Source organism: Nonomuraea sp. NPDC003214 (assembly GCF_053590035.1).
In genome coordinates, this window is the sequence record NZ_JBSFSX010000004.1 from 462415 (window position 1) to 477795 (window position 15381).

Sequence of the window (15381 nt, forward strand, 5' to 3'; positions counted from 1 at the left end):
TCACCGTCCGTGCCCCAGCACCCCGGCCAGCGCCTCCGCGAGGGCCCGCGCCGACGCCGGGCCCGCCGTGGACCTCCAGGCGACATGCCCGTCCGGCCGCACCAGCACCGCCCCCTCCGGGCCGACCCCGTACTCCTTGGCCCACGTCGCGGACACGTACGGAGCCCGGGCCGATCCACCCGCGGCCGGCGGCGCGGTGAGGTCGTCGGGGGCGATCTCCACCACCGAGAGGGAGGCGGTGAGGTGGGCGGACGCCGCGAGCCAGCCGCTGCCCGGCGGGGTGAGCAGGGTGAAGCGGGGGCCGAGCAGGTCCAGGGTCGACAGGCGGCCGCCGGGGCCGGACAGCCAGACGTGCGGCGCCCGGTGCCCGGGACGCGCGGCGGGGACGTACGTGCGGTAGGGGTCGGCGGGGGCGGGCGGCGCGGTGCCGTCGGGCAGCACGGCGGCGGAGTCGTAGGCGAACCCCAGCACCAGGCCCTCGTTGCTGCGCCGCCCCGCCTGCCGCTCGATCGCCTCCCGCATCGACAGCCGCCCCTCCATCATCTCGAAGGTGATCAGCGCGTTGTTCAGGCTCTCGTCCACGGTACGGACGGCCACGGGCCGGCGCTCGGCCTCGTAGGTGTCCAGCAGCGCCTCGTTCGCGGCGCCGCGCAGCACGGCGGCGAGCTTCCAGGCCAGGTTGTGCGCGTCCTGGATGCCGCAGTTCATGCCGAACCCGCCCTGCGGCGTCGCCACGTGCGCGGCGTCGCCCGCCAGGAAGACGGGCCCGGCGCGGAAGGCGGCGGCGACCTTGGCCTGCTGCAGCCACGGCATCACGCCGAGCAGCGTGACCGGCAGGTCCGGGACGCCGACGGCCGCGCGCACCGCCGCCAGGCACACCTCCTCGGTGAAGTCCGCCGGGCTGCCGCCCAGCTCGGGCTCGTAGCCGGTCTGCACCATCCAGCGCCGTTCGTGGTCCACGGCCTCCACGGCGCACGGCGGGTCGCGCAGGAACGACAGCGCGGCCCGCCGGTCGGGCGGCAGGAAGCCCAGATCGGCCTCGAACATGATGCTGATCATGTGCCCGAGCGGCGGGGGGCCCTCGACGGCGATGCCGAGCGCGTCGCGCACGCCGCTGCGGCTGCCGTCGGCGGCGACCGCGTACCGGCAGGTCACGGACGTCTCGCGGCCGCTCTCGTCGCGCAGGCCCGCCGTCACGCCGCCGGGGCCGGGCCGCAGGCCGGTCATGGTGACGCCGAACCGGATGTCCGCGCCGGGCAGCGACTCGGCGTGGCGGCGCAGGATCACCTCCAGCCGGTCCTGCGAGCACAGGAACGTGTACGTGGGGCTCTGCGGGGCGTCGCGGTCCAGCTCGGCGGCCGAGCGGACGAAGTCCGGCGCGGTCAGGGAGCTGCCGACGCCCACCGCCAGGTACTCCTCGCGGGGCATGCCGGCGCGCTCGACCTCCTCCTGGAGGCCCCAGGCGCGCAGCAGCTCCATCGTCCTGGTGGTGATCAGGCGGGCCTTGGGGAAAATCGCCGTGCCCGCGTGCCTTTCCACCAGGAGCACCGATATTCCGTGGCGGGCGAGCTCAATGGCGGCGCACAGCCCGACGGGCCCGCCACCGACGACCAGAACTTCCGCATTGAGCTCATTCATGGCCCCAGAGTCATATATCGCGATTATTCAGGTCAATGCGCAGATATCTGCGTGATACAGGGGTGATATCGGGGCTTAGTAGCTTATGGAGAGAAGATCCAGTTGATCGATCCGGTGATTATCGAATTCCTGGAGAGATGATGCTCTTTGCCCCAGGATCCGTGGCCGTGGTGACGGGCGGGTCGCGCGGCATCGGCCGGGCCGTCGCCCTCGACCTGGCCCGCGAGGGCGCCCACGTCGTCGTGAACTACGCCCGCTCCGAGCACGACGCCAAGGAGGTCGCCGGCCTGATCACGGCGGAAGGCGGCAGCGCCGCCGCCGTACGCGCCGACGTCACCGACGAGGACGAGGTCAAACGCCTCTTCCGCGACGTCCGCGCCGAACACGGCCGCCTCGACGTGCTCGTGACCAGCGCCGGAGTGACCCTGGACCGCTACCTCATCGCGATGAGCCTGGAGCAGTTCCGCACCCCCGTGGACACCAACCTCGTCGGCACCTTCCTCGCCTGCCGCGAAGCGCTCAAGATCATGCAGCACCAGCGGAGCGGGTCGATCGTGACGATCTCCTCCTCCAGCGGCCTCGACGGCGGCTTCCCCGGCCAGACCAACTACGTGGCGTCCAAAGGCGCGATCATCGCCTTCACCCACGCGCTGTCCAACGAGGCCGCCCCGCACGGGGTGCGCGCCAACGTCGTCGCCCCCGGCTTCGTCTCCACCGACATGACCCGCAAGGTGCCCGCCGACATCAAGAAGCGGTACGAGTCGCGCATCCGCCTGGGCCGCATGGGCCGCCCCGAGGAGATCGCCGCCATCGTCAGCTTCCTCGCCTCGGACAAGGCCTCGTACATGTCCGGCTCAGTGGTCGTCGCGCACGGCGGCGGCCTGCAGTGACCCGCCCCGACCAGCAGCAGCCCGGCGCACAAGGAGAACCCATGACCATCGACGAACTGCGGGCCAGGGCCGCGCAGCGGCAGCAGACCTGCAGCCAGATCAAGAAGATGATCGTCTCGCGGCTCGACCTGGAGATCGAACCCGGCTGGATCACCGACGACCAGCCCCTGTTCGGCCGCGGCCTCGAACTCGACAGCCTCGACGTGCTCGAACTGTACGTCGCCATCGAGGCCGAGTTCGGCGTCGCGCTCTACGACAGCGACATGGCCGTGTTCGGCTCGGTGTCCCGCCTCGCCGACGAGGTCGACCCCAGCCTGCGGGCCACGGCATGACGGTCGCCGAACAGGCGCCGCCCGTCTCCGGGCTGAACCACGACCAGATCCGCGCCGTCCTGCCGCACCGCTGGCCGATGCTGCTCCTCGACCGCGTCGGCAAGGTCGTCCCCGGCGTCAAGGGCACCGCCACCAAGAACGTCACCGGCACCGAGCTGTGGTTCCAGGGACACTTCCCCGGCGAGGCCGTCCTGCCCGGCGTCGTCATGGTCGAAGCCATGGCCCAGCTCGCCGGCGTCGTCTTCGCCCTGGCCGGCGCCAGCGAGATCAGCTACCTGGCGGGCGTCAGGGCGATGCGCTTCCGCCGCCCCGTCGTGCCCGGCGACCAGCTCGTGCTCACCGCCGAGCGCACCGGGGGCGGCGGCGGGTTCGCCGAATACCGGGTCTCGGCCCGCGTCGACGGCCAGATCGCCGCCGAAGGAAACCTCACCATCGCCGACCCGGCGAACCAACGTTCCGTGCGAAAGGTGTGAACATGGCAAGCGTCCTCGCGACCCGGCATCCGGAGGACACCGTCTACGGCCAGGTGGGCGACGTCACCGTACCGCTGCGCTTCTCCACCCTCGCGGGGGAGTACCAGGTGCTGCGCGAACGGGCGGCCGTGCTCGACCTCGGCGGGCACCGCCTCATCGAGATCACCGGCCCCGCCGCCGTGGACTTCGCCCAGCGGATCCTCGCCCGCGACGTGGAGTACCTGACCTCCGACCGCTGCATGATGAGCCTCGTCCTCGACGACTCCGGCCAGGTCGTCGACCAGGTCATCGCCTTCGGCAGGGAGGACGGCCTGCTTCTGGAGAGCTCCTGCGGCGCCGGCTCCAAGCTCCTGGACCACCTGAACGCCCACGCCGTCGACGGCGCCGAGATCACCGACCGCTCCGCCGAGCTGACCGTCATCGGCCTCGAAGGGCCGTACGCGTGGGGCGTCGTCGGCCGGCTCATCGACGGCGAGCTGGCCTCCCTGCCGTTCGAATCGGTCGTGGACGCCACCTGGGAGGACGTGGACATCGTCTTCGCCAGGACCGGCTACACCGGCGAGTACGGCTACCAGATGATCGTCCCGCGCGAGGCCGCGTCCCGCCTGTGGGCCGGCGCGCTGGAGCACGCCCAGGCCGCCGGGCAGGAGGCGCTGGAGCTGGCCATGCTGGAGGTTCGCCAGCCGATCCCGCGGCACGAGGCCACCCCCGGCGCCACCGTGATCGAGATCGGCGCCAACTGGCTGGTCGACATCACCAAGGACGACTTCGTCGGACGCGAGGCCGTGCTCGAGGCGTTCGAGAGCGGGGACGGGCGGCGCACGGTCGGCTTCACCGGCTGCGAAGGCGTCCCCGCGCCCGGCACCCGCGTGCTCGCGGGCGGCCAGGACGTCGGCGAGGTCGTCCACGCCGTCCACAGCACCGGCCTCGGAGCCACCCTCGGCCTGGCCCGCGTCGACCCCGAGCTCGCGGCCGCCGGACTGGACCTGACCGTCGGCGGTCTCGGCGTCACCACGCTGACCAGCCCGTACATCGTGCCCAAGAGCTGGAGCATCCCGATCATCTGATCGGCCGGTCACGCTGAGAAGGAGGCAGAGCATGGCGCTGCGGCCCGTCGTGGTCACCGGCCTGGGCATCATCTGCGCGGCCGGCAGGGACCCCGCGGAGTTCTGGACGCGGCTCACCACGGCCAGGGGCGGGCTCGCCCCCATCGAGGACCCGGCGTACGCCGTGTTCGCCGCCAGGCACGCCGGGCAGGTGCCCGACGCCTGGATCGACACCCAGCTCCCCGCCGGCGTCCAAGCCGGCGACCGTACCGCCAGGCTCGCCCTGGTCGCCGCCCGCCAGGCGATCGAACAGGCCGGCCTGCCCCTCCCCGGCCCCGGCCCCGGCCCCGCACCCGGCCCCGGCACGGGCCTCGGTCCGGGTGCCGGCCCTGGCGTCGGCTCCGGCGTCGGCGGGCCGGGCTCGGCGGGGCCCGATCCCGGGCGGTTCGGGATCATCCTCGGCAAGTGCCAGGCGACCCCAGGGCCGCAGGGGCGCTACCAGCCGATGCACCACACCGCCGACGTGGTCGCCCGGCGGCTCGGCCTCGGCGGCCCGCGCGTCCTGGTGTCCACCGCGTGCGCCGCCGGAGGCAACGCCGTCGGCCTGGCCCGCGACAAGATCCTCACCGGCGAGGCCGACGCCGTCCTCGCCGGCGGGGTCGACCCGCTGCTGTTCGGCACGTACGCGGGCTTCGCCGGGCTCCAGGCGCTCAGCACCGGGCCCTGCCGCCCCTACAGCCACTCCGACGGGCTCAACCTGGGCGAAGGCGCCGCGTTCCTGCTGCTGGAGCCGCTCGACCTGGCACTCGCCCGCGGCGCCACCCCGCTCGCCGAGGTCGCCGGCTACGGGCTGTCCGCCGACGCCTACCACGCCACCGCCCCCGACCCCACCGGCCGAGGCGGCGCCGGCGCCGTCCGCCGCGCGCTCGCCGACGCCGGGCTCACCCCCGCCGACGTCCACTACGTCAGCGGCCACGGCACCGGCACCCCGGCCAACGACGCCATGGAGGCCAAGGTCATGCGCCTGGTCTTCGGCGAACGCGCCCCCCAGGTGCCCACCAGCAGCATCAAGTCGTTCGTCGGCCACACCCTCGGCGCCGCCGGAGCCGTCGAGGCCGTCGCCTCCGTCCTCGCCCTGCGGCACGGCGTCGCGCCCCCCACGATCGGCTTCGACGACGACTCCCGCGCCGACCTCGACTACGTGCCCAACGACGCCCGCCCGATGACCATCGACACCGTCGTCTCCAACAACTACGCCTTCGGCGGCAACAACGTCTCCCTCGTGCTGACCCGGCCCCGCACCGGCGCCGGGCCCGGCCCGTCCGGCGAACCCCGCCCGCACGACCCGCCGCTCCGCCGCGACGCCGTCATCACCGGGCTCGGGCCGGTCACCGGCGCGGGCACCGGCATCGCCGAGACCGCCGCCGCCATCACTGCCGGCCGCCGCGCCGACGGGCGCGCCCCCTCCCTGGAAGGCCGCACGTTCGCGCCCCGGTCGCTGTGGCGGCACATGAACCGGCTGTCCCGCCTGGCCATCGCCGCCTCCCGGCTCGCCTGGGAGGACGCCGGGCTCAAACTGCCCCGCCGGGCGCTCGACGACGTCGCGCTGGTCTTCGCCACCGGCGCCGGGTCCGCCGAGAGCACCGGCGGGTTCGACGACAGCATCGCGCTCAACCCCAACAAGCCCGCCGTGCTCAGCTTCTCCAACGTCGTCCTGAACGCCACCGGCGGCGCCGTCTGCCAGACGCTCGGACTGCGCGGGCCCACCACGACCATCTGCAACGGCGCGGCGTCGGCGTCCATCGCCCTCGACTGCGCCCTGGAGATGATCGCCGCGGGCAAGGCCGACGTCGTCCTGGTGGTGGCCGCCGACGAAACCCCCGCCCCCCAGGCGACCGCCACCCCGGAGGGCGCGGGCTCCGCGTCCTCCGCTCCGTCCGCGCATTCGGGCTTTCCGTACGGGCTCCCGGCCTCGGCTTCCGGTGCCGAGGGGGGCGTCCCCGGGCAGACCGGGGTCGCGGGCGGTGAGGGGGCTTCCGGGCCGGTGGCTCAGGGGGCCGGGTCGGGGGCGGTGGCGTTCGTGGTGGAGTCCGCCGAGCACTGCGCCCGGCGTGGCGGCAGGCCGTACGCGCGGGTGGCCGGGACGCGGCACGTGGCGGGCGAAGGAGCCGAGCCGGTGGCGCGCAGCCTGGAGCTGCCCGGTGCGGCGCCCGGCCTGGTCGTCGGCGCCGCCACCGGGCTGCCGCGCGACGCCGAGGAGGCGGCGGCGGTCCGGGCGCGCATGCCGGGCGCGCTCCTCACCGCCTCGGCGGCCCTGATCGGCGACTGCCAGTCGGCGACCGGCGCCATGAACATCGCCCTGGCGGCCCTCGCCGTCCGCGACGGCATCACCCCCGCCCTCACCACCCCCGCCGCGCACACCCCCGCCCTGGCCGGAGCCTCCGGCCCGGAGCCGGCGCCGGAGCTTGCCGGGTCCTCGGACGGTGAGGCGGCCGGCGGGCCGTATGTCGCGGGGCCGGAACTGGCCGGGGCGGTGGAGCGGGCGGTGGCGCTGACGGCGGCGCACGACTCCGTGCGCGGGGCCGTACTGCTGGAGGCGGTGTGAGCGAGAGGCCGTTCGACGTGGCCGAGACGGACAGGCTGCTGACCACGACCAGGTCGGTGCGCCGGCGGCTGGACCTGGACCGGCCCGTGCCGCGCGAGATCGTGCGGGAGGCGCTGGAGGTGGCGGTCCAGGCGCCGACCGCGAACAACCACCAGAACTGGCGCTGGCTGGTGATCACCGAGGCGGGCGTCAAGGAGAAGCTCGCCGAGATGATCCGCTCGTCATGGACGTTCCACCGCAACGACATGTGGACCAACGCGGGCCGGCGGCGCAACGACGCGCAGGCCCGGCGCAACTTCGACTCGGCACGGGCGCTGACGGAGACGATCGCGGCCGTGCCCGTGCTGGTGATCCCGTGCGTGCTGGGCCGGCCGCCGGACATCGCCGAGATCAACGCCCGCTGGCGGGAGCGCATGGCGAGCAAGGTCGCCGAGGACCCCGGCCACCTGGTGCAGCACGGCGAGACGCGGGCCAGCATCTTCTACGGCTCGATCTTCCCCGCGATCTGGTCCTTCCAGCTCGCCCTGCGCAGCCGGGGCCTCGGCAGCACGATCACCTGCCTGCACGTGCCGCACGAGCGGGAGACCGGGCGGCTGCTCGGCATCCCGTCCGGGGTCACGCAGGTGTGCATGATCCCCGTCGCCTACACGCTGGGTGACGGCTTCCGCCCGGCGGCCCGCTACAGCGCCGGTGAACGCACCTATTGGGAGAGGTGGGGGCAGTGACCCGACCCGAGCAGCCCGACGTCGTCATCGTCGGCGGGGGCATCGCCGGCGCCTCCGCCGCCTGCAAGCTGACCGCCGGCGGGTTGTCGGTGGTGCTGCTGGAGAAGCAGGCGACCTACCACGATCTCGTACGCGGCGAGTGGCTGGCGCCGTGGGGGATCGTGGAGGCGCAGCGCCTCGGCGTGGACGACTGCTTCTCGGCCGGTGGCGCCTGGGAGATCCGCGAGTGGATGACCTGGGACGAGGCCGTCACCGAGGACGAGGTCGAGGCGGTGGACATGACCCGGTTCATCCCGGGTGTCGGCGGCCCGATGTCGTTCCCGCATCACGCGGTGTGCGCGCTGATGGCCGAGCAGGCGGTGGCGGGCGGCGCCCGGCTGGTGATGGACGCGGCGAGGATCCGCGTCGTCGCCGGCGAGCGGCCCGTCGTCACCTACCGGACGGAGGAGGGCGAGCACGAGCTGCGCCCCCGCCTCGTGCTCGGCGCGACGGGACGCGGCTGCACCGTGGGCCGCCAGATCGGCGTCACCATGCGCAACTCCATGCACCACTGGGGCGGCGGCATGATGGTCGAGGGCATGGACGGCTGGCCGCCGGACGTGCAGGCGATGGGCACCGAGGGCGACGTCATGTTCATGGTGTTCCCGCAGGGCTACGGCCGGGCCCGCCTCTACCTGAACTTCCCCGTGGCCAACAAGCACCGCTACCGGGGCCCGGGCGGCGTGGAGCGGTTCCTGGCCGCGTACGCGCTGAAGTGCCTGCCCGACCGCGGCAGGGCGGTGACCGGGGCCAGGCCCGCGGGCCCGCTGTCGGTGTGGCCGTCGGTGTCGAGCGTGCCGGAGGGGCCGCCGCTGACCGACGGCGTCGTGCTCATCGGCGACGAGGCGGGCAACGCCGACACGGTGCTCGGCACCGGCCTGTCGTGCGCCATGCGTGACGCCCGTACCGTGTGCGACATCCTGCTGGCCTCCTCCGACTGGTCCCCGGCGGCGTTCGAGCCGTACGTGAAGGAGCGGGGCTCGCGGCTGGAGCGGCTGGACTTCGGCGCGTCCATCATCAGCAGGCTGCACGTGGAGTTCGGGCCGGCCGCGGTGGAGCGCAGGCGGCGGGTCCGCAGGCTGATGGCACGCAACTTCGCCGCCCAGGTGACCGGGCTGCTCAACATGGTCGCGCCCGAGGACGTACCGGAGTTCGGCTTCAGCGAGTTCTTCGCTGAGCGCCTGTTCAGGGAGACCGCATGACCGAGAAGAAGACCGTAAGCGTCAACGACATCGAGCTCGCCTACATCGACGAGGGGGAGGGCGACCCCGTCATCCTCCTGCACGGCTTCCCCGACTCCTCCTACCTGTGGCGGCACCAGATCCCGGCGCTGGTCGAGGGCGGCTTCCGCGTGATCGCGCCGGACCTGCGCGGGTTCGGCGACTCCAGCAAGCCGCAGGAGGCCGAGGCGTACGGCATGCAGACGATCGTCAACGACGTCGTGGCGCTCACGCTCAAGCTCGGGATCAAGCGCCCGCACCTGGTCGGCCACGACTGGGGCGCGGCGATCGCGTGGATGTACGCCTTCCTCATGCCGCGCAGGCTCGACCACCTGGTGGTCCTGTCGGTCGGGCACCCGGGCGTCTTCGCCACGCCGTCGCTGGAGCAGCGGGCGGCCTCCTGGTACATGCTCTTCTACCAGTTCCCCGGCGTGAGCGAGGAGCTGCTGCGGCGCAACGGCTGGCGGCTGTTCAAGGAGATCATGGGCCGCGACGGCGACTACGACCGCTACCTGCGCGACCTGGCCCGGCCGGGCGCGCTCACCGCCGGGCTCAACTGGTACCGGGCCAACCGCTCGCCGGAGGCCGAGCTGCGCCCCGCCCGGCCGTTCCCGCCCGTGTACGCGCCGACGCTCGGCATCTGGGGCGCGGGTGACAAGGCGCTGCTGGAGGAGGGCATGACCGCCTCCGGCAAGTACGTGAAGGGCCCCTGGCGCTACGAGCGGATCGAGGACGCCGGTCACTGGCTGCCCCTGGACGCCCCCGACGAGGTCAGCAAGCTGCTGCTCGGTTTCCTCGGCACCGAGCGGCCCGCGCACGAGGAGCGGCGCCCCCGGCGCCGGCTCTAGAGGGGACGGCACATGCTCGGCTATCTCTTCCCCGGGCAGGGGACGGTCCGCGTCGGCATGGGAGCCTGGCTGCGCCGCAGCCCGGCGGCCCGGCAGCGGCTCGACGAGGTCGACGCGCTGCTGGCGCGGCCGATCTCGCCGCTGTGCGCGCGGGGGCCGCTGGACCGGCTGGTCGCCACCGAGCACGCCCAGATCGCGGTGACGGCGTGCAACCTGGCGGCGCTGGCCGTGCTGGACGAGGAGGGGTACGAGCCCGCCGTCGTGGCCGGGCACAGCGTGGGCGAGCTGAGCGCGCTGCACGCGGCGGGCGTCCTGGACCTGGCCGCGACCGTGCGGCTGGTCGAGCTGCGGGCCCGCCTGATGGCCGGGGTGGCCGCGTCGGGCGGGATGCGGGCGGTGATGGGCCTGCCGGTGGAGCGGGTCGAGGAGCTGGCCGGGGCCGCGTCGGAGCCGGGGGAGCCGGTCGTCGTGGCGCTGGAGAACGCGCCCGGCCACGTGGTGGTGTCGGGCGCGCCGCCCGGCCTGGACCGGCTGGCCGGACTCGCCCCCGACGTCAAGATCGTGCCGCTGAAGGTGGGGGACGCCTTCCACTCGCCGCTGATGGCCGGGGCCGAGGCCGCGTGGGCGGCGGCGGTGGCCGGGGCGCCGCTGCGGCAGCCGCGCCTCCCCGTCGTCCCGAACGTCACCGGCGAGCCCACCACCGACGTGGACGTCCTGCGCCGCGCCCTGGTCGCCCAGCTCACCGGCCGGGTCCGCTGGACCGCCACGATGGCGGCGGTCGCGCCGCTCGCGCCGTCCCTCGTCGAGGTGGGCGACAGCAAGGTGCTCGCCGGGCTGGCCCGCCGCGCCGGGGTGCGCTGCCTGAGCATGGCCGACCCGGCCACGCCGCGACGCCTGGCCAAGGGGGTGGCGGCGTGAGGCGGTGGGGCAGCGCGATCGTCGGCCACGCCGGGCTCGGCGGCCCGCGCGACCTGGTCGCCGGCATGCCGCTGGAGGTCGTCTTCACCCGCGCCGAACGGGTCAGGTCGGGCGGGCGGACGCTGCAGCGCTGGGCGGGCCGGCTGGCCGCCAAGCGGGCGGTGCTGCGCCTGCTCGGGCTGCCGGCGGACGCCGAGCGGCTGGGCCAGGTGGAGATCCTGCCGCTGCCGACCCCGGCCTGCGCCGCGGACGCGGCCTGCCGTGACGGGCATCCGCCGTCCGTGCGCCTACTCGGCGACCTGCCGGCGCTGGCCGCGTCCGTGCCCGGGTGGATCCGGGTGTCGGTCAGCCACACCGACCTGCGCGCCCTGGCCCTGGCCGTCCGCACCCCCCGCCTCCCCGAGGACGGGTCCCGGGCCATGCGGACGACCCGCCTCCCCGACAACGGGCCCCGGACCGAGCCCACGAACCGCCTGCCCGAGGGCGGGGCCCGGACCGAGCGGACGAACCGGCTGATCGAGGGCGGGGGCCGCTGATGGACGCCAGGAAGCTCGCCGAGGCGCATCTGGAGGCGTGGGGGTCCGGCGACGCCGAGGCCGTCGCGGCCACCGCCGCCACCTACGCCGACCCCGACACCGGGGCCCCGCTGGCCGGGGAGGCGCTGGCCGCGCACGCCGCCGCCACGCTGTCCCGCTTCAGGAACGCCCGCTTCGACGTGGAGCGCGTCACCGGCGACGAGAGCGCCGCCGCCGTGTCGTGGCGGCTGACCGCCGACCACCGCGAGCCGTACCTGGGCATGCCCGCGACCGGCGGCGCCGTCGCCGTCGACGGCGTCGACCTGGTCACCGCCGGGGCGGACGGCCCGCACGTGCGGCGCACGTTCGACCGGCTCGCCCTCGCCGCGGCGCTCGGCCACACGGCCCGCTTCACGCCCGATTCCGACGGGACGCGCGAGTTCGGCGTGAGCGCCAGGGCCGCCACCGGCCGCACCGAGCGCCCCGGCGCGCTCGTCCTGACCTGGCTGGAGATCCGCGACGACGCCGAGGCCGCCGACGTGGACCTGCTCAGCGTCGAGATCGTCAAGTCGCTGCGCGCCACGCGCGGCTTCCTCGGCGTGACCACGTTCGACGTCGGCGGGCGCAAGTTCACGCTGAGCGCCTTCGACCGGCCCGAGTCGATGCGCGCCGTGCACGCCCGGCCGCACCAGCGGGCCATGCGCCGCTTCTTCAGGAGCGGCCTGTGCACCCGCGTCCACACCAGCGTCTGGTACCCCGCCTCCGCGCGGGACTACGCCCGCTGCCCGACGTGCGAGCAGGTCGTCGCCTCGGGCGCGGCCTGCGGGTGCGGCTGGACCCCCGACGACGCCCCGACGCTGTGACTGGAGCCACGATGAGGGAATTCACCACCGAGCACCGGCTCGGCGACGCGGACACCGCCGTGGTGTTCATGTCCGCGCTGTTCGCCGGCGGCTGGATCTGGGACCACCCCTACCGCAGCCTGGAGCGGGCCGGCGTGCCGGTGCTGCGCACGAACGAGCCGATCTGCGGCCTGGACCGGCGGCTGGCCGGCTCCATCGAACGGCTCGGCGACGCGCTGCTCGACGCCTGCGACGCCGCCGGGGCGGACGGCCAGGTCGTCGTCTGCGCCAACTCCCTCGGCGGCCTGGTCGCGATCGACCTGGCGGGCCGCCGCCCCGACCGGGTGCGCGCCATCGTGGTGAGCGGCGCCCCCGGCCTGTCCGCCGACCCCGACGTCGGCCTGAGCTTCGACCGGCGCGGCAGCATCCGGCCGACCGGCGAGGACTTCGGCCGCCGCATGGTCGCCGCCCTGTTCCACGAGGGCTGCCACTTCTCCGCCGAGCGCATGGCGGAGGCGGGCGAGCTGCTGGCCCGCCCCGAGTCGATGGTGTCGATGGCGCGCAGCCTCAAGGCCACCCGCGCCTACCGGGTGCCGCCCGCGCTGGACAAGGTGACCTGCCCGGCCCTGTACGTGTGGGGGCGGCACGACAGGATGACGCCCGTGGCGCCGTGGGCGGAGGCGCTGGCCGGGCGCGACGGGCACGAGCTGCTGCTCGTCGAGGACAGCGGCCACATCCCGATGGTGGAGCGGGCCGAGGAGTACACGGCGGCCCTGACGTCCTTCGTGGCGGGGACCGGCGCGGCGACCGGCGCGGGGACGCTCGCGTGAGCGCGCCGGCCGTCCTGCTGGGCGTGGACATCGTGGAGGCCGACCGGCTGGCCGCGGCCGTCGGCCGGGGCGGGCACCTGCTGGCCCGGCACGTCGCCACCGCCGCCGAGCGGAGCCTGGGGGCGGGCCCGGTCGCCGTCTCGGTCAAGGAGAGCCTGATCAAGGCCGTCGGCGGCCGGCCGCCCGGCTTCACCTGGCACGACTTCGAGGCCGTGAAGGAGCCGCCGGCCCCGTGGGCGCGCCCGCTGCTGGACGAGGCGGCCTGCGAGCTGGCCGACTCCACCGGGCTCCCCCTGACGGGCGGGGCGGCGTACCGGGTGCGCGGCGCCAGCGCCCGCGCGGCCCTGCTCCGGCTGGCAGCTCCGGAAAACGCTCCCGAGAAGGCTCCAGCGACCGCCGCCGGCGGCGCGCCCCGGTCCCGGACCGTGGCCGCCGCCGCCCGGTGGGGCGAGGGCGGCGGCGTGTTCGTGTCGCTGGCGATCGTCTACCTGGCCGAGAAGGGGAACGCATGTCCGTGACGAGAACCGTCCGCCCCGGCGAGCCGATCCAGCGCGCCCTCGACGAGGCGGGCCCCGGCGCCCGCGTCGTCCTGGAGGAGGGCACGTACCGGGAGAGCGTCTGGATCAGGCACCCCGGAGTGACGCTGACCGGAGCCGGGGCCGGGCGCACCGTGCTGGAGCCCGGCGGCGGCGGCCCGGCCGGCGTCCCCCGGCTGCACGACGCCGCCGAGGACGTGGTCAGCGGCGTCACCGTGTACGGCGAGTCCGCCGGCGGCGTGCGTGTCGAGGCGCTGAGCGTGCGCGGCTTCTCCGGCGCGGGCGTCTACGCCCACACCGTCGCCGGGGTGAGCGTGCGGGACGCCGAGCTGCGCGGCAACGCCGTCTGGGGCGTCTACCTGCGCGAGTCCACCGGCTGCCGGGTGGTGCGCTGCCACGCCTCCGGCAGCCAGTACGGCGGCGTCGCGCTCAGCTTCTGCCCCCGCTCCGACGCGGAGATCACCGGCAACGAGTGCACCGGCAACGCCTTCGGCGTCTTCGTCGACAACTCCTCGCAGGCGCGCGTGACGGGCAACTCCTGCCACGGCAACGCGATCGGCATCCTGCTGCTCAACCAGGTGTACGAGGGCGAGCCCGAAGGCGGCGTGCGCGACTGCCTCGTCTCCGGCAACGACCTGTACGGCAACGTGCTCGCCGCCGGGGCCGAGCCGGACGGGCTGGGCGCGGCCGGGCCGCCGATCTCCGGCGTCGGCCTCGCCCTGATCGGCGCGCACCGCGTCACCGTCGTCGACAACCGCATCCACGACAACCACCCCAGCGGCGAGTCGGTGATGGGCGCCGGGCTCGTCCTGGGCTCGTCCAAGGACTTCGGCGGCGACGACGTCGACGGCTGCCACCTGCTGTGGAACCGGGTCACCGGCAACAGCCCGCTGGACTACCAGCTCGGCGCCGACCCCGCCCGGCAGGTGTACGCGGGCAACACGGCGGGCAAGGGCGACCCGCAGGACGCGCCCGGGTGGCGGCGATGACGGCCGCACTCGCCTGCCGGGGCCTCGGCAAACGCTACGGCGACCTGGTCGCCGTGGACGACGTGGGCCTGTCCATCGCCCCCGGGCAGGCGTACGGGCTGCTCGGCCCGAACGGCGCCGGCAAGACCACCACGATCTCCATGCTCGTCGGCCTGCTCCGCCCCGACGCCGGCGAGGTGCTGGTCGGCGGCGTCGACCTGGCCCGCGAGCCGCTGCGCGCCAAGGCGCGGATCGGCTACGTCCCGCAGGAGATCGCCCTCTACCCGGAGCTGACCGGCAGGGAGAACCTGCGCTTCTTCGGCCGCCTGTTCGGCCTGCCCCGGCGTGGCCTGGCCGCCCGCGTCGACGAGGTGCTCGACCTGATCGGCCTGGCCGACCGGGCCGACGGCAAGCTCGGCGCCTACTCCGGCGGCATGAAGCGGCGCGTCAACATCGGCGCCGCCCTGCTGCACCGCCCCCAGGTGCTCATCCTGGACGAGCCGACCGTCGGCGTCGACCCGCAGAGCCGCAAGGCCATCCTCGACGGCCTCGAACGCCTCGTCGCCGACGGCATGGCGCTGCTGTACACCTCCCACTACATGGAGGAGGTCGAGCGCGTCTGCGACCGGGTGGCGATCATCGACCACGGCCGCATCGTCGCCGACGGCACCCGCCGCGAGCTGGTCTCCCTCGTCGGCGGCGCCGACACCGTGGAGCTGGTGCTGGACGGCGACGTCGCCGCCGCGTTCGGGAAGCTGCGCGCCGTCGAGGGCGTGAGCGAGGCCGCCAGGACCGGGGAGTCGTCCGTGCGGCTGCTCGCCGACGGCGGGCGCTACCTGCTGCCGTCGCTCATCACCGCCGTGGAGGGACATGCCACCGTGACCGCCGCCCAGGTCGTCGAGCCCGACCTGGAAGCCACGTTCCTGCACCTCACCGGCACCACCTTGCGGGACTGA

General features: G+C 74.7%; 16 protein-coding genes. 15 read left to right on the forward strand and 1 reads right to left on the reverse strand.

The features are described from left to right. Positions 1-1638: an FAD-dependent oxidoreductase gene (locus ACWDXC_RS14540; protein WP_449981617.1), complete on the reverse strand. Its 1638-nt coding sequence runs from the start codon at positions 1636-1638 to the stop codon at positions 1-3. Positions 1639-1799: 161 nt separating this feature from the next. Between ACWDXC_RS14540 and fabG the strand changes: the two genes are divergently transcribed. From fabG to ACWDXC_RS14615, 15 genes are read left to right on the forward strand one after another with little or no spacing between them, the layout of a single operon-like run. Beyond that, entirely contained in the window at positions 1800-2528 is a 729-nt protein-coding gene (gene fabG, locus ACWDXC_RS14545) for a 3-oxoacyl-ACP reductase FabG (RefSeq protein ID WP_308125978.1), read from the forward strand. Between the two features lie 41 nt (positions 2529-2569). Beyond that, positions 2570-2860 carry an acyl carrier protein gene (locus ACWDXC_RS14550; protein ID WP_219509622.1) on the forward strand — a complete coding sequence of 97 codons (291 nt, stop codon included), beginning with the start codon at positions 2570-2572 and terminating at the stop codon, positions 2858-2860. Next, on the forward strand, positions 2857-3333 hold the full coding sequence (gene fabZ / locus ACWDXC_RS14555) for a 3-hydroxyacyl-ACP dehydratase FabZ (RefSeq protein WP_219509623.1): 477 nt from the start codon (positions 2857-2859) through the stop codon (positions 3331-3333). The genes ACWDXC_RS14550 and fabZ overlap by 4 nt, the downstream gene beginning before the upstream one ends. A gap of 2 nt (positions 3334-3335) precedes the next feature. Further along, positions 3336-4400: an aminomethyltransferase family protein gene (locus tag ACWDXC_RS14560; protein WP_364170735.1), complete on the forward strand. Its 1065-nt coding sequence runs from the start codon at positions 3336-3338 to the stop codon at positions 4398-4400. 31 nt (positions 4401-4431) lie between these two features. After that, on the forward strand, positions 4432-6984 hold the full coding sequence (locus ACWDXC_RS14565) for a beta-ketoacyl synthase N-terminal-like domain-containing protein (RefSeq protein WP_449981620.1): 2553 nt from the start codon (positions 4432-4434) through the stop codon (positions 6982-6984). Then, complete coding sequence (locus ACWDXC_RS14570) at positions 6981-7709, forward strand: nitroreductase family protein (protein WP_219509626.1); 729 nt, start codon at positions 6981-6983, stop codon at positions 7707-7709. Before ACWDXC_RS14565 ends, ACWDXC_RS14570 begins: the two co-directional genes overlap by 4 nt. Then, the gene (locus ACWDXC_RS14575; RefSeq protein WP_364170740.1) at positions 7706-8950 is read left to right on the forward strand and encodes an NAD(P)/FAD-dependent oxidoreductase; all 1245 of its coding nucleotides are present in this window, start codon (positions 7706-7708) and stop codon (positions 8948-8950) included. The genes ACWDXC_RS14570 and ACWDXC_RS14575 overlap by 4 nt, the downstream gene beginning before the upstream one ends. Then, on the forward strand, positions 8947-9816 hold the full coding sequence (locus tag ACWDXC_RS14580) for an alpha/beta fold hydrolase (RefSeq protein WP_357588069.1): 870 nt from the start codon (positions 8947-8949) through the stop codon (positions 9814-9816). Before ACWDXC_RS14575 ends, ACWDXC_RS14580 begins: the two co-directional genes overlap by 4 nt. A gap of 12 nt (positions 9817-9828) precedes the next feature. Continuing rightward, complete coding sequence (locus ACWDXC_RS14585; RefSeq protein ID WP_449981623.1) at positions 9829-10734, forward strand: ACP S-malonyltransferase; 906 nt, start codon at positions 9829-9831, stop codon at positions 10732-10734. After that, positions 10731-11270, forward strand: a complete 540-nt coding sequence (locus ACWDXC_RS14590) for a phosphopantetheinyl transferase (protein ID WP_449981625.1) — start codon at positions 10731-10733, stop codon at positions 11268-11270. Before ACWDXC_RS14585 ends, ACWDXC_RS14590 begins: the two co-directional genes overlap by 4 nt. Further along, positions 11270-12112, forward strand: a complete 843-nt coding sequence (locus ACWDXC_RS14595) for an ester cyclase (RefSeq protein WP_449981627.1) — start codon at positions 11270-11272, stop codon at positions 12110-12112. The genes ACWDXC_RS14590 and ACWDXC_RS14595 overlap by 1 nt, the downstream gene beginning before the upstream one ends. Before the next feature lie 11 nt (positions 12113-12123). Further along, positions 12124-12921: an alpha/beta fold hydrolase gene (locus ACWDXC_RS14600; protein WP_449981629.1), complete on the forward strand. Its 798-nt coding sequence runs from the start codon at positions 12124-12126 to the stop codon at positions 12919-12921. Further along, positions 12918-13439: a hypothetical protein gene (locus ACWDXC_RS14605; RefSeq protein ID WP_449981631.1), complete on the forward strand. Its 522-nt coding sequence runs from the start codon at positions 12918-12920 to the stop codon at positions 13437-13439. The genes ACWDXC_RS14600 and ACWDXC_RS14605 overlap by 4 nt, the downstream gene beginning before the upstream one ends. Beyond that, entirely contained in the window at positions 13430-14446 is a 1017-nt protein-coding gene (locus ACWDXC_RS14610; RefSeq protein ID WP_449981633.1) for a right-handed parallel beta-helix repeat-containing protein, read from the forward strand. Before ACWDXC_RS14605 ends, ACWDXC_RS14610 begins: the two co-directional genes overlap by 10 nt. Continuing rightward, positions 14443-15381, forward strand: coding sequence for an ABC transporter ATP-binding protein (locus ACWDXC_RS14615; protein WP_357588059.1), 939 nt, complete (start codon positions 14443-14445; stop codon positions 15379-15381). Before ACWDXC_RS14610 ends, ACWDXC_RS14615 begins: the two co-directional genes overlap by 4 nt.

Bases quoted from the DNA above. Each gene is read 5' to 3' on its own strand.
- ACWDXC_RS14540 (WP_449981617.1), bottom strand. From the start codon at position 1,638: ATGAATGAGCTCAATGCGGAAGTTCTGGTCGTCGGTGGCGGGCCCGTC.
- ACWDXC_RS14550 (WP_219509622.1), top strand. From the start codon at position 2,570: ATGACCATCGACGAACTGCGGGCCAGGGCCGCGCAGCGGCAGCAGACC.
- fabZ (WP_219509623.1), top strand. From the start codon at position 2,857: ATGACGGTCGCCGAACAGGCGCCGCCCGTCTCCGGGCTGAACCACGAC.
- ACWDXC_RS14560 (WP_364170735.1), top strand. From the start codon at position 3,336: ATGGCAAGCGTCCTCGCGACCCGGCATCCGGAGGACACCGTCTACGGC.
- ACWDXC_RS14565 (WP_449981620.1), top strand. From the start codon at position 4,432: ATGGCGCTGCGGCCCGTCGTGGTCACCGGCCTGGGCATCATCTGCGCG.
- ACWDXC_RS14580 (WP_357588069.1), top strand. From the start codon at position 8,947: ATGACCGAGAAGAAGACCGTAAGCGTCAACGACATCGAGCTCGCCTAC.
- ACWDXC_RS14585 (WP_449981623.1), top strand. From the start codon at position 9,829: ATGCTCGGCTATCTCTTCCCCGGGCAGGGGACGGTCCGCGTCGGCATG.
- ACWDXC_RS14595 (WP_449981627.1), top strand. From the start codon at position 11,270: ATGGACGCCAGGAAGCTCGCCGAGGCGCATCTGGAGGCGTGGGGGTCC.
- ACWDXC_RS14600 (WP_449981629.1), top strand. From the start codon at position 12,124: ATGAGGGAATTCACCACCGAGCACCGGCTCGGCGACGCGGACACCGCC.
- ACWDXC_RS14610 (WP_449981633.1), top strand. From the start codon at position 13,430: ATGTCCGTGACGAGAACCGTCCGCCCCGGCGAGCCGATCCAGCGCGCC.
- ACWDXC_RS14615 (WP_357588059.1), top strand. From the start codon at position 14,443: ATGACGGCCGCACTCGCCTGCCGGGGCCTCGGCAAACGCTACGGCGAC.